The organism is Sphingobacterium sp. WOUb80 (assembly GCF_050058145.1).
Lineage (GTDB): Bacteria > Bacteroidota > Bacteroidia > Sphingobacteriales > Sphingobacteriaceae > Sphingobacterium.
In genome coordinates, this window is sequence record NZ_CP165617.1 from 729,513 (window position 1) to 743,055 (window position 13,543).

A 13,543-nucleotide genomic window follows, 5' to 3' on the forward strand; every position below is an offset into this window, starting at 1 on the left:
AAATTTAATTAAAATTCTAGGTATATCTTTGCAAGCAATCATTAAATGTATAGCGCGATTTTATTATGAAAGAAAATATAAAAGTATCTACAGCTGTTTCTTGGACCTGGTTATCCATATTGGTTGTTGTTTTAGTCTCAACCAATCTGCGATCGCCAATTACAGCCGTTGGCCCTGTACTGGGGCAAATCAGTGAAGATTTACAATTAAATAGTTTTCAAAGCAGTCTACTGACGGCAATTCCCCTTTTTATGTTTGCGAGCTGTTCCGTAGCCGTAAGTCGATATTCACATATGCTGGGCATGCATCGTTTTTTATTGCTCGGTTTAATGGCATTGAGTGTAGGGATTGTGCTTCGGGTCTGGGGCAATATGCCAACGCTGTTTATGGGATCTTTTTTAATTGGACTTGGGATCTGTGTGGGCAATGTCGTTACACCTGGTTACATAAAAACCAATTTTCCAAAGCAAATTGGACTGATGACAGGCATTTTTGCAGTAGCTATGAACCTGACAGCAGCTTTTGCTTCGGGTTTTAGTTTACGATTGGGTGAATGGACTGGTCTTGGGTGGCAGGGTTCTTTGGGTGTTTGGGTGATTTTAGCCTTGTTATCCCTTATTGTTGTTTTCTTTGATGCTTTAAGCCAAAAGAAAGCACGGGGTATCACTGAAAATAGACAAGCAACAAGTGGAATCGGGCATATCTTTAGGTCAAGATTAGCCTGGTATATCAGCCTATTTATGGGTATTCAGTCCTTAATTTACTACAGCTTGATTTCTTGGTTGCCCAAAGTATTGGTGGATTATGGCATGCCAGCGGAGGATACAGGCTGGTTGCTGTTTTTGATCCAAATTGCCATGATTCCCATTATGTTTATTGGACCTATTTTGGCACATCGGATGAAGGATCAACGTCTTATGGCAACTGCTGTTGCGGTAGGCATGCTTGGAAGTATCTTTATATTTTGGCATTACAAACTTCAGGGAATTTATGTTGCCGCTATATTGTTGGGACTTTCCAATGGACTGTCTTTCAGTTTGTCTATTCTTTTCTTTACCCTGCGGGCCAGATCTACGGTGAATGCAATTAAAATATCGGGCATGGCCCAGTCTGTCGGTTATCTGATTGCGGCTTTTGGTCCGCCGGTATTTGGTAAGCTGCACGAAATAGATACTACCTGGAATTACTCGTTCTATTTTTTAGGGGGAAGTATCTTACTTTTATTGTTTGCGGGATGGAAGGCCGGGGAAGATAAGTATGTAGCGGAAGATTAAAGATAAGGCTACATCAGGCATAGGTGTTTAGCTGATGTAGCCTTATTCAACTGGCTCTTAGGCGTTAGTATTCAAATTTAACCGTTAATCTTTGAGAACAGAAAATTCGATGTATGTGGCATTGTTCACATCGTGAAAAATACGTTGGGTAGCTTTACGGAAATCAGCTTTGGTAGCTGTGTAAGGCGCTAAAAATACCTGTGGATTTCGTTCCGCCAGCGGAAACCATGAGTTTTGTACCTGAACCATAATGCGATGTCCTTTTTTGAAGGTATGCGCAACATCTGGCATTTCAAAATTCACTTTTTCGACCATTCCTGGAGTCAAGGCCTGTGCTTTTTCAAAACCATTTCGATATTTCCCGGCCATGATCTCACCACGTACCATCATTTGATATCCAGCCATTGTTTTTCCTTGATAACTTGCTGCATCGTTAGGGTAAACATCAATCAGTTTGACAACATAATCTGCATCCGTACCTGTTGAAGAAACCTTAAGGAAATTTTTGATTGGACCTACTATAGTCAGGTCCTCCGTCAACGGTTCCGTTTGATAAACCATAACATCAGGGCGACTAGCTGCGAAACGTTGATCATCTACCATATACTCACGTGTTCGGTTTTGAATTAACCCACCTTGATGCGGAACAGGTTTATTAGGGTCTGTTACATATTCATCCCAGGAATCTGTACGTTGAACTTTGTCAAATCCAAGTTTCCCCTGAGGTTGGAAGTATAGTTTTGTTGTCTCTACATTTTTTGGTGGCCATTGTTCGAAATGTTTCCATTCGTTGCTTCCTGAGACAAAAATGTTCGCTTCTGATGGTGCAAAGTTCCCTTCATCTTTTAGGTAATATTTGAAAAACGGTTGTTCAAATTGTTCCTGATAGGTAACACTGGTTTTTTTCTCAAATTGGATATCACCTAAATAGTTTCCTTCTGCACGAACCCAGCCACCATGATACCAAGGTCCTGCCACTAAAATCGAGTTGTTTTTTTTGCTTTTATCCTCAATCGATTGGTAGGTCTTAAATGTTCCATAAGCATCTTCCGCGTCAAAGAAACCACCAACCACCATCACAGCTGGTTTTACCTCCTGTAAAGAATTGGTGATCACACGCGATTTCCAAAAATCATCATAGTCGGGATGTTTAAACAGGTCATTCCAAAATTGTACGGAGTCACCAAAATACTTTTCTTTGAGTTCCCGCGCTGTTCCTGCTTCTGCAAAAAAGTTATATTTATCGGCTTCTTTGATCTGAATTTTGCCCTTAAATTGATCTGGTGTGATGGGTTTTGGACGTGGGACACCAAAGGTTGACATGAATGTAAATGCATCCTGAAGAAACAATACGCCATTATGGTGGAAGTCGTCGCCGATAAACCAGTCTGTTACGGGAGCCTGTGGGGAGACTGCCTTCAAGCTCGGATGTGTTTTGACCAATCCGACGGTAGAATAGAAGCCTGGATAGGAAATCCCATAGAGCCCAGCTTTGCCATTATAGTTTTTGAGATTTTTCTGTAACCATTCAAGCGCATCATAGGTATCCGTACTTTCATCGATTGCTTTTTTATCTTTGCTGTACGTGGTCGGACGTATATCTTCAAAATCACCCTCGCTCATCCACTTGCCACGGACATCCTGATAAACGAAAATATAGCCTTCACGCATCATTTGGGGGAAGTTTCCCAAGCTTTTTTTGTATTCGTTTTGCCCGTAAGGAGAAACCGTGTAGGGCGTTCTATTGAGCAAAACTGGATATTTCTTGGATTTGTCTTTTGGACTGTAGATCGCAGTAAATAATTTTTTCCCATCTCTCATGGGGATTGCTACTTCGGTCTTTTCATAATGATCTCTAACATAAGCCGAGTCGGCAGCTGTTTGAGCATGTAACTGGCTTGCGCTTAAAAGCGCCAAAGTTAGGCACGAAATTGTATTTTTCATTCAGATAATTATTTGTTCAGTACATTCTTTGGTGTAAAATTATCCTTTACACTTGGTTTCGTTTTTTGCAATGCTATGGATATGCTTATGTACCTTAGACTATATGCGATACCGTTAAATTTATCATCGCGTTATCGCGAGGCAGACCATTTGTCCATCGACAGTGCGCAGATCAAGAGATGTTGACATGTAAACCTAACTATAGATTCATTGCTTGCATTTAGATTTTAGGCTAAAGTTAGTGCTACTAAAACCATTTTCCAATTTTATTGTCATATTTATAGCGAATAGAAAAAGAAAAATCGACCAATTTTTGAGAAAGAAGAACTTTTTTTAGATTGAATTTGGATTAGTTTTCGAATCTTGATATATTGAGTAAAATTAAGGAGAATTATTTTTGAGGTTAACAACTTTAGCTAAAAACGTTAAATTTCAGTCAGATGGAGTAGTAGAACACTAAGTAATAATTCATTTTCGGATTATTTCTTTAGGTTTCGAATGGAGTTTGTATCGGTATTTGTCACGATTTTATAAATTAAGTGATGGGTGGTATGAAATATGTTTTTTTAAGCTAATTTTAAGAATTATTTTATCATAATACATCAATTAAATAACAATTTAAGTATATAGAATTAATATGGGACAACAAGTGAAAGATGCCAATGGAAAATTGGGTATTCTTATTCCGGGATTAGGTGCTGTGGCTACAACATTAATCGCTGGTGTGGCATCTATAAACAAAGGTTTTTCAAAACCAATCGGATCTGTTTCTCAATTGAGCAGAATCCGTCTGGGTAAACGCACTGAGAACAGAAATCCATTAATTAAAGATTTCGTCCCTTTAGCAAAATTGGAAGATGTAGTTTTTGGTGGATGGGACGTATACGAAGATAACGTATATGAGGCTGCATCAAAAGCGCAGGTATTGGAGCAAGGTCAATTGGATGCTGTTAAAGCTGAATTGGAGGCAATCCAACCAATGAAAGCTGTGTTTGACCGTAATTTTGTAAAAAATTTGGACGGAACGCACATCAAATCTGAAAAAACTCGCCGTGAATTGGCAGATGCTGTACAACGTGATATTCGTGAATTTAAAGAGAAAAACGGATTAGACCGTGTTGTATTGGTATGGTGTGGATCTACTGAGCGTTATATTGAGACCAACGAAGCTTTTTCAACATTAGCTAAATTAGAGGAGGCTTTGGATAATGACGATCAACGTATTCCACCGAGTATGATCTATTGTTATGCGGCATTGAAAGAAGGAGCGCCGTATGTAAATGGTGCACCCAATTTAACCTGTGACGTTCCAGCTATTGTTGAGTTGGCGCATGAAAACGGTGTAGCAATCGCGGGTAAAGACTTTAAAACAGGTCAAACGTTGATGAAAACAATTGTAGCACCAGGTCTTCAAGCAAGAGCTTTGGGTGTTGAAGGTTGGTTTTCGACGAATATCTTAGGTAACCGTGATGGATTAGTATTGGATGATCCTGAAAATTTCAAAACAAAAGAAGTATCTAAACTATCGGTATTGGAAGAAATTTTAGATGCGAAAAAGAACCCTGAGTTATATGGTGACCTTTACCATAAAGTACGTATCAACTATTACCCGCCACACGGTGATAATAAAGAATCTTGGGACAACATCGATATCTTCGGTTGGTTGGGCTACAAAATGCAGATCAAAATCAATTTCTTGTGTCGCGATTCAATTTTAGCGGCTCCAGTTGCTTTGGATTTAGCTTTGTTTATTGATTTGGCGCAACGTGCAGGTATGTCAGGTATTCAAGAGTGGTTGTCATTTTACTTGAAATCGCCTCAAACTGCTCCGGGATTGCCTCCTGAACACGATATCTTCAAACAATTGATGAAATTGCAAAATACATTGCGCCACATTATGGGTGAAGATTTAATCACACATTTGGGATTGGATTATTACCAGGAGCTTGTAGATAGTATTCAATAAACTACCTTAATAAGAGAGGGGAAACAATTGTTTAAAAACAGTTTTTCCCCTTTTTCTTCAAGATCGTAAAGATCTTGAGGATTTGTGATTTAACCCTCTGTAGACTTTTGCGCTTACGAACGCTGAGATAGTGACGGGGGTTTTGCTTTTTTTATAAATGATTTTATTTTGCAATTAAAAGAAATGGAATTTGCAATTATAGCGGCGGGAGAAGGTTCTCGATTGCGAAAAGAGGGGTTCAATTTACCGAAACCCTTGCTACCATTACATGGAGTTCCATTAATTGAACGATTGATTCGCGTGTTTGTTAAAGAAGGGGCGCAAAGAGTTCATGTTATCATCAATAAACAATCTCCGGAACTGAAATTGTTTTTGGAAAAAACAACGTTTGAATTACCTATTGTGCTTATCGAGGAAGATACTGCAAGTTCATTGCATAGTTTTGCTTTGCTTGTTAAAAACAACCCCGATTGGTCGTCCTGCTGTCTTACGACAACAGATACGGTTTTTAGGCCACATGAATTTCATGCCTATTTAGATGCTTTTCATCAAAACAAAAATGCAGACGCTTTTATGGCAATCACGCCTTTTGTCGATGATGAAAGCCCACTCTACGTGAACACAGATTCACAGCTTCGTGTGGAAGCATTTTTGGATACGGCAACTGCAGAAACGAAATATGTTTCCGGGGGAATTTATTGCTTTCGCCAAGCGGCGATGGACTGTGCGTTAAGCTCCGTTGAAGCTGGAAATTCGAGAATGCGTAACTTTCAGCGCGCTTTATTAGAAAACGATTTACAAGTAGAAGCATTTGTTTTTGAAAAAGTCGTCGATATTGATCATCTAAAAGATCGTGCGGTTGCAGAACAATTTTTGAGTGAGGAAGTTAGTTAGTAAAATGAGCGAAATGATTTCTATTTTAGGCGTAACTCGAAAAAATCGCTTTTCACCCAATCATGTGGGGAATGATGCCGCTATATTTAATGAAGTAGTTTTAAAACTGACCGAAAAAGGTGCATCGGTCGAAGTGTGTAATGAAGATGAATTTTTGTCTTCTACATCTATAAAGCAGGAAAATATTCTGACGATGGGGAGAACAAAGACTTTGGTTAAAAAGTTACAATCTCTTCAAAATAATGGGATCAATGTTTTGAATTCCGGTTTTGGAATCGAAAATTGCTTTCGGAAAAATATGACACTTAAGCTTTTGGAAGGCGGTGTTCCTTATCCCAAAAGTATTGTGATCTCTACAGTTGCCGATATTCAATCTATTTTTGAGAAACTGAAAGGGAAGGGGGTATGGATCAAACGCGGTGATTTCCATGCTATTCATAAGGAAGACGTTACGTTTGCTGCCAGTCTGAAAGAAGCACAGCATATCTTGAATGAATACGCGCTTCGCGGGATTAAAGAAGCTGTTATTTCTGAACATCTTGCCGGTGACCTTCTGAAGTTTTATGCGGTTCGGGGAACGGATTTCTTCTTTTATTTCTACCCTTATGAACATAATCATCACAAATATGATTTGTATGAACAAATTAATGATGAGGTAGTACACTTTCCTTTCGACCTCGACAATCTCAAAAAAGTCGCCAATCGTGCTGCAGAAGTTCTGGATGTACATATCTACGGCGGTGATGTGATTATTGATGCAAATGGAGACTTCCATATTATTGACTTAAACGACTGGCCAAGTTTTGCGCCATGTCGGGCAGAGGCTGCTGAGGCCATTGCTCAAATGGTTTACCATAAATTTACTGAAAAGAACCACAATGCAGAAAGAACAAGTTAATGTAATCGAAGAAGAGAATTTGAGTGCATTCGAACAATCTTTAAAATCTAATGATACAGAAGAGCGAATTGATATTTGGTTTTACCGGCCTATAGGTTATCGCATCGCGCAAGTCTGTGCTAAAATCGGTATTACGCCAAATGCAGTGACGATTATTAGTATTTTCTTTGGCGTTGCGGCGGGTATTTTATTCTATTACCCGGCGTTGTGGATTAACGTCATCGGCATGCTTCTATTGGTGTTTGCCAACTCTTTGGATAGTGCCGACGGGCAGTTGGCGCGGATGACAGATAATAAAAGTCGTTTTGGCCGTATCTTAGATGGATTTGCGGGGGATTTTTGGTTCGCATCTATTCATATTGCGATCTGTTTGCGCAGTATTAATGAAGGATGGCCACAATGGCTATGGGTATTTTGTGTGCTTGCGGGTGTATCGCATATGATTCAGTCGGCAATGGCTGATTATTACCGTAATGTCCATTTATATTTTATAAAAGGGAAAGCGGGAAGTGAATTAGATAATACACGTGACTTGAAAGCTGACTATGATGCCTTGTCCTGGCGTAAGAATTTTTTTAGCAAATTTGTGTTGAATGGCTATATGGGCTATACGCGCAACCAAGAAAAGCTATCTCCAAAACTGCAAAAACTGCTGCATATTGTTAAAGGTCGTTATAAAGATGAACTGCCAAAGCAGTTGATGGTAGACTTTAGGGCACAGAATAAACCACTGATGAAGTATACAAATATTGTACAGTTCAATACACGGGTTATTTTTCTATTTATTTGGTTATTTATAGGTCAGCCTTGGATTTACTTTTTCTTTGATATGTTTGTCCTAAATCCGATTTTGATTTATATGTGTAACCGGCAAGAAAAAGTAAGTGGCTATTTTGTTGATAAATTAACAAACGATCCAACCTATGGGTAGTAAGATCTATAAAGTACTCTTTATGCTGATTGGTATAGGCACACTGGCTTATATGATTCATGCAATGGGCATTGATGAGATTTGGAACAACCTCGAAAAGATTGGCTGGTGGTTTTTGCCTGTACTTGGCAGCTGGGCAGTCCTTTACTGGATGAATGCAATGGCATTTAAGGCAATTATTCAGGAGCCGCAATTGCCACAGACGAATGTGCCATTTTGGAAGGTATTGCAATTGACAATATCTGGTTATGCCATCAATTATATTACGCCATTTGTCGCATTGGGAGGGGAGCCCTACCGTATTATGGAGCTAAAGAACTATGTCGGCGGTTCGAAGGCCGGTTCTTCCGTATTGTTATATGGCGTGATGCACATTTTGTCGCATATTTTATTTTGGGTCGCTTCTGTTTTTCTCATTCTTTGGTTTGTCCCCGCAAGCACTATGGTGGATGTGGCTTGTGCTGTGATTTTTGTGATGGCCATTATTTGTACTTGGCTATTTACAAAGTTTTATAAGAAGGGAATTACAGTTTCACTATTGAAAGCTTTGTCTAAACTACCTTTTGTAGGTAAGAAAATCGGTAATTTATTAGAGTCTAAGTATGAAACGTTGAATGACGTGGATCAGCAGGTGAAAAATCTCTTTCAAAATCGCAGGGATCGTTTCTACACGGCCCTTTTTTGGGAATTTGTAGCACGTGTTGTTGGCTGTTTTGAGATTTATTTTATTGGTTTGGCCTTAGATATCAATATTGACTTTATCGATGCCATGATTATTAGCTCAGGATCTTCCTTATTTGCCAATCTCGTTTTTTTCTTTCCAATGCAATTGGGAACACGGGAAGGTGGATTAGCTATGGCTGTGATGAGTATAGGATTGCCAGCGAAAGTCGGTATTTTTATGGGAGTTGTTACACGAATTCGGGAAATCGTCTGGATTATGATCGGTTTAGGCTGGATGAGTTTAGTAAAAAAGAAATAACATGGATAAGTTTAACATTAAAGGGATTATTTTTGATTATGGCGGTACCTTGGATACCAATGGTGGCCATTGGGGAGCTGTTATCTGGTCAGGTTATGAAAAATATCAGGTCCCTGTAAATTTGAATGCTTTTCAGGAAGCTTATGCTTACGCTGAACGTCAAATGGCTCTACAGCCTATTATTAAGCCGGACTTTAATTTTTTAGAGGTCCTTGAAGCAAAGCTTAACGTACAATTTGAATATCTTATTGCTGCCGGTTATGAATTGGATAGAACATTAGCTCATAAAATAGCCTTTGATGGCTATTCACTGGCGAAGAATACAGTTGAACAGGTAAAACCTCTATTAACTTCGCTAAGTGAAAACTATCCGATTGTCATGGTTTCCAATTTTTACGGTAACCTGAAATCTGTTCTCGCTGATTTTGGAATTCTTTCCTATTTTCAGTCTGTTGTGGAGTCGGCCGTAGTCGGTGTACGCAAACCTGATCCTGCAATTTATGCTTTAGGTGTGACTAAAATAGGTCTTCCTGCGCAGGAAATCCTTGTCGTAGGCGATTCTTATAGTAAAGATATGGTACCCGCTAAAGCTGTTGGCTGCCAGACCTTATGGTTGAAAGGGCAGACTTGGGGCGAGGATAAATTGCAAGATACTTCAGCTGCAGACCAGCAATTTACAAGTATCTTTGACTTAATCGACTTTGTTTAAATAAAGATTCTGACGAAATTCTTTAGGCGAGATTCCAACATTTCGCTTAAAGAATTTACCGAAAAAAGACTGATCCGAGAAATGCAATTTCACCGCAATTTCCCGTATTGAAAGCCCCTGGCAGAGCAAGGATTTTGCTTCTTCTACTAAAACATTCTGAATAAGTTCTATTGCTGATTTTCCTGTAAGCTCCTTGGTAATTACCGAAAGGTGCTTTGCCGTGATGCCAAGTTGCATTGCATAAAATTGCACCATATGTTCTTTATGGAATGACTTTTTTAATAGTAGATGGAAATTGGCCAGGATCTCCCTTTTCCGGGAGGGAACAGCGGGTGTATTTCGCATATTTTGGCTTCCTAGACGGGCTATCTCACAAAACAATATTTCCGTTAATGACTTTATAATCTGATTTTTGAAGAGATAGCTAGCCTCTTGTCGATCGTAATGAATAAACTGTTTAAATAAGTTAGATAAGTTGGTCGAATCCTGGTTGGATAGCGACCAGATGTAGCTGTCATTTAAGGCAAGAGACTTTTTGGTGACCTCGAAGAAATCTTCCTGAAAATCCAGTTTGAAGCTAAAATCCAGCGTAAAGAAAATCAAGTATACCTCACAATCCCAAGATTTAGAGACCGAAGAGCCATTTACCCTCGAAGACGGATTGGTTAGCAGCAGGTGATTTTGAGCGACCTGTATCCTTTCGTTATTAATAACAAAGGAAGTCTCGCCCTTTTTTATTAAACAAAGTGAATAGAGCTCGCTTTTTGTTAAAATGTGCTGCTGCTCGGAACTAAAAACGGGTTTTGATTTGTTGCCTTTAAAATGAAAGACATAAAAGCCCTTATTTTCGAATGGTATTTCCTGTACAGACATGTTTATTTTACGATAAAATCAAAATAGGTTTTACGATAGGGTTCATCTTGCAGGGTGTAGTGCCACCATTCCTTATCGTAAGCTTTGAAGCCAAACTTAGCCATCGCTTCTTTTAAAATCTTTCGGTTTTCTTTTTGTTGGGCTGAAAGATTCGCATATTGATGATGAGATACTGCGCCAAAAAAATCAAAAGGTCCACCCATATCAATCTCTTTTTTGTCTTTTAAGCTAATGAGCGTTAGATCTACTGTACTACCGCGACTATGACCTGATTTGGAAGCAATAAAACCTAAATTAAACAAATTCTTCTTATCGAGAAGTGGATAAAATTCTCTTTTTGCAATGGTATCGTCGGTTTTTAAAGACCATGACTTGAAATTGTCAACAGCGCGTTGCGGACGGTAGGCATCGAATATTTTCAGTCCCATGCCTTTTTTATTTAAATGGATCTCCACTTGCTGAAGTGCTAATGCAGCGCGCTTAGTTAAGATGGCGACAGGTTTCTCATAACCGCGGATTGGCCTTCCAGTGAAGTTGTGGCTTCCGAAATAACGCATTTCTAAGCTTATCGTGGGAATAATGTCCTTGACGTATACAAAATCTGATGGCATGGTTTTTTCCTGCGCACTGAGGCAAAGTGTGAGAAGGCTTAAGCCAAATGTAAGACACAAGTTGAATTTCATGGAATGAAGATACAACTTGTGTCTTAATTAATATAATAAAAACGGTGATTCTCGTCTGTATCAATAGGTATAAAGCCCAGTTCGGTTTATTGATCAATTTGCGCGCCTATTGATAGACAGGTCGCTAATGATCAGCTAATTTTTTTTTCAGGTAATTGTATATTTCAATCTGTGAACGACATGGTACCTTTTTATTCTCAACGTAATGATTGCTAAGCGAATTGTTGAGTATGCGCGCTTTGACATTATCATTGAGCTGTATTTGAAGCATTTCTTTTAAATCTTCCTTGATTTTTTTGCTCGTTATTTTGACTGCTGCTTCAATACGATGATCCAAATTTCTTGTCATCCAGTCAGCAGAGGAAATAAATAGCTGCTCTCTACCAGCGTTGTAGAAATACATCACACGGGCATGTTCTAAATATTCATCTACGATTGAAATGGCATTCATTTGCAATTTAAACGTTTTTTGATTTGTTGCACAGTAGATTCCCCGGATGATAAGATCTATTTTGACACCAGCTGTTGCGGCATCATAGAGCTTTTTAATCATTTCTTTATCACTCAGTGAATTTACCTTGACAATGATGTATGCTTTTCGACCAGCCTTTGCTTCTGTAATTTCCTGGTCGATATAGTGTAGAAGTTCTCTACGCATATCTGTTGGGCATATCAAAAGACTTTTGCAATTTTTGATAATTTCAGCCGGATTTGATTTAGGACGTCTCAGGTAATTGAAAACCTTATTTATATCGGCAATAACATCCCTATTACTCGTTAAGAGACAATAATCACCGTATAATTTCGCTGTTTTTTCGTTGATATTTCCGGTGCTGACAAAACCATATTGGATCGTTTTCATCCCAATACGTTTTTTTATCACACATAGTTTTGCATGGACCTTTTTATTTGGTATACCGGTCAACACTTTAATGCCTTCCAATTCGAGTTTCTCTTTCCAGTCCAAATTGTTTTCTTCATCAAATCTTGCGCGAAGTTCAAGCATTACGGTGACTTCCTTTCCATTGCGGGCTGCGTTAATCAAGGCATTTGCAATCTTTGAATTCGAAGCTAAGCGGTATGCCGTAATCTGGATCGTTTTTACATCTGGATCCATTGCTGCTTCCCGAAGAAGATCAATGATCGGTCTAAATTCATGGTATGGAAAGGAGAGAAGTACATCTTTTTTCAATACGGTATCCGTTACACGTTCGTAATTCTGAAAATAAGGATGCGGAAAAGAGGTCCGTTCCAAAGGTTGATTGTAGGATTTAAACACATTTGGGAAATCCATAAAGTGTTTAAAATTATGTATTTTTTGCCCTGGAATAATACTGTCTTTTTTTGAAAGGTTAAGTTTCTTGATCAGGAATTCTACCAATTTATGGTCCATCTCTTGATCAAAAATAAATCGGGTAGGTTTACCTTTTCTTCTGTTTTTTACCCCTTTGCTTATCTTCTCAACCAGCGTCGTGTTGATATCATTGTCAATGTCAAACTCGGCATCTTTTGTTACTTTAAAGACATGTGAATTGAATACATCAAAACCGAAGTAGGAAAATATTAATGGAAGATTAAACTTGATAACATCCTCCAAAAGTATAATATGCTTTTCATCTTTTGGCGAAGGTAACTGTACGAAGCGTCCATTTTGACTGGTCGGGATTTCGATAAGTGCAAATTTGGTTTCATACTGCCATTCCTGTTTTCCCATCGCAATGCCCAAGTAGAGGCTCTTATCCCGAATATAGGGCATAGGTCGTATATCGTCCAATATCAAAGGAATGACGTTCGATTCCACCTCATCCTGATAATAGTCGCTCACAAACTTTTGTTGTTCGGGATTGAGTTCTTCACTAGTCTTGATATAGACATTCTGTTTGGCCATATCTTTTTGGATACGATTCCACGTACTGTCAAATTTCTTTTGCTGCTTGATTACCCGGATATTGAGCTCTTCTAAGATGAGCTGTGGGTCTTCGTAGAAGGATTGGTTGGCACTTTTGTCTTTCAGGTCTATAGCCCGTTTTAGACCTGCAACACGTACACGGAAAAATTCATCGAGGTTATTGGAAAATATACCTAAAAATTTGATTCTTAGGGGTAAAGGGACAGTCTCGTCCGCTGCTTCCTGTAATACTCTGCCATTAAAGCTCAACCAGCTAACGTCTCTCGGGATGAATTTTTTCGCCATAACTAAATATACGTAAATTTAAAAAGCAAAACTATAGCTCTAGGGGTGATAAACGAACTTTTTCGTGTTAAAGAATTATTAAGTTATTTTTTGTTTATGTATCTCAGCGCTCATGTTAATACAAATTCTTTCATGGCAAAAAAAATCCCCCAAAGGTCTATTTAGACTTTGAGGGATATGTCATTATGTTTGGTT

At 38.7% G+C, this 13,543-nt stretch carries 11 protein-coding genes; 7 read left to right on the forward strand and 4 right to left on the reverse strand.

Annotated features, from left to right (window positions below):
* Positions 1–65 precede the first annotated feature (65 nt).
* Positions 66–1,274 carry a CynX/NimT family MFS transporter gene (locus tag AB1Z56_RS02830; RefSeq protein ID WP_426791019.1) on the forward strand — a complete coding sequence of 403 codons (1,209 nt, stop codon included), beginning with the start codon at positions 66–68 and terminating at the stop codon, positions 1,272–1,274.
* Positions 1,275–1,358: 84 nt separating this feature from the next.
* On the opposite strand, the gene AB1Z56_RS02835 is transcribed toward AB1Z56_RS02830, so the two are convergent.
* Positions 1,359–3,218, reverse strand: a complete 1,860-nt coding sequence (locus AB1Z56_RS02835) for a CocE/NonD family hydrolase (protein WP_309361740.1) — start codon at positions 3,216–3,218, stop codon at positions 1,359–1,361.
* Between the two features lie 637 nt (positions 3,219–3,855).
* Here AB1Z56_RS02835 and AB1Z56_RS02840 point away from each other — a divergent pair.
* The 6 genes from AB1Z56_RS02840 (at position 3,856) to AB1Z56_RS02865 (ending at position 9,598) form a co-directional block, all read left to right on the forward strand.
* Positions 3,856–5,184: an inositol-3-phosphate synthase gene (locus AB1Z56_RS02840; RefSeq protein WP_046675789.1), complete on the forward strand. Its 1,329-nt coding sequence runs from the start codon at positions 3,856–3,858 to the stop codon at positions 5,182–5,184.
* A 183-nt stretch (positions 5,185–5,367) separates the two neighbouring features.
* Complete coding sequence (locus AB1Z56_RS02845; RefSeq protein ID WP_309361738.1) at positions 5,368–6,078, forward strand: nucleotidyltransferase family protein; 711 nt, start codon at positions 5,368–5,370, stop codon at positions 6,076–6,078.
* A gap of 13 nt (positions 6,079–6,091) precedes the next feature.
* Positions 6,092–6,976: a hypothetical protein gene (locus AB1Z56_RS02850; protein WP_309361736.1), complete on the forward strand. Its 885-nt coding sequence runs from the start codon at positions 6,092–6,094 to the stop codon at positions 6,974–6,976.
* Complete coding sequence (locus AB1Z56_RS02855) at positions 6,957–7,907, forward strand: CDP-alcohol phosphatidyltransferase family protein (RefSeq protein WP_309361734.1); 951 nt, start codon at positions 6,957–6,959, stop codon at positions 7,905–7,907. Before AB1Z56_RS02850 ends, AB1Z56_RS02855 begins: the two co-directional genes overlap by 20 nt.
* Positions 7,900–8,889 carry a lysylphosphatidylglycerol synthase transmembrane domain-containing protein gene (locus AB1Z56_RS02860; protein ID WP_309361732.1) on the forward strand — a complete coding sequence of 330 codons (990 nt, stop codon included), beginning with the start codon at positions 7,900–7,902 and terminating at the stop codon, positions 8,887–8,889. The genes AB1Z56_RS02855 and AB1Z56_RS02860 overlap by 8 nt, the downstream gene beginning before the upstream one ends.
* 1 nt (position 8,890) lies before the next feature.
* Complete coding sequence (locus AB1Z56_RS02865) at positions 8,891–9,598, forward strand: HAD family hydrolase (protein ID WP_426791020.1); 708 nt, start codon at positions 8,891–8,893, stop codon at positions 9,596–9,598.
* Here the strand turns inward: AB1Z56_RS02865 and AB1Z56_RS02870 are convergent.
* From AB1Z56_RS02870 to ppk1, 3 genes are all read right to left on the reverse strand, one after another.
* A complete protein-coding gene (locus AB1Z56_RS02870; protein ID WP_426791021.1) occupies positions 9,581–10,471 on the reverse strand; it encodes a helix-turn-helix domain-containing protein in 891 nt (296 codons plus the stop codon). The two genes, AB1Z56_RS02865 and AB1Z56_RS02870, sit on opposite strands and share 18 nt — an antisense overlap.
* A 2-nt stretch (positions 10,472–10,473) precedes the next feature.
* Positions 10,474–11,082 carry a M15 family metallopeptidase gene (locus AB1Z56_RS02875; RefSeq protein ID WP_426791022.1) on the reverse strand — a complete coding sequence of 203 codons (609 nt, stop codon included), beginning with the start codon at positions 11,080–11,082 and terminating at the stop codon, positions 10,474–10,476.
* Positions 11,083–11,278: 196 nt separating this feature from the next.
* Positions 11,279–13,348: a polyphosphate kinase 1 gene (gene ppk1 / locus AB1Z56_RS02880; RefSeq protein ID WP_426791023.1), complete on the reverse strand. Its 2,070-nt coding sequence runs from the start codon at positions 13,346–13,348 to the stop codon at positions 11,279–11,281.
* Positions 13,349–13,543 lie beyond the last annotated feature (195 nt).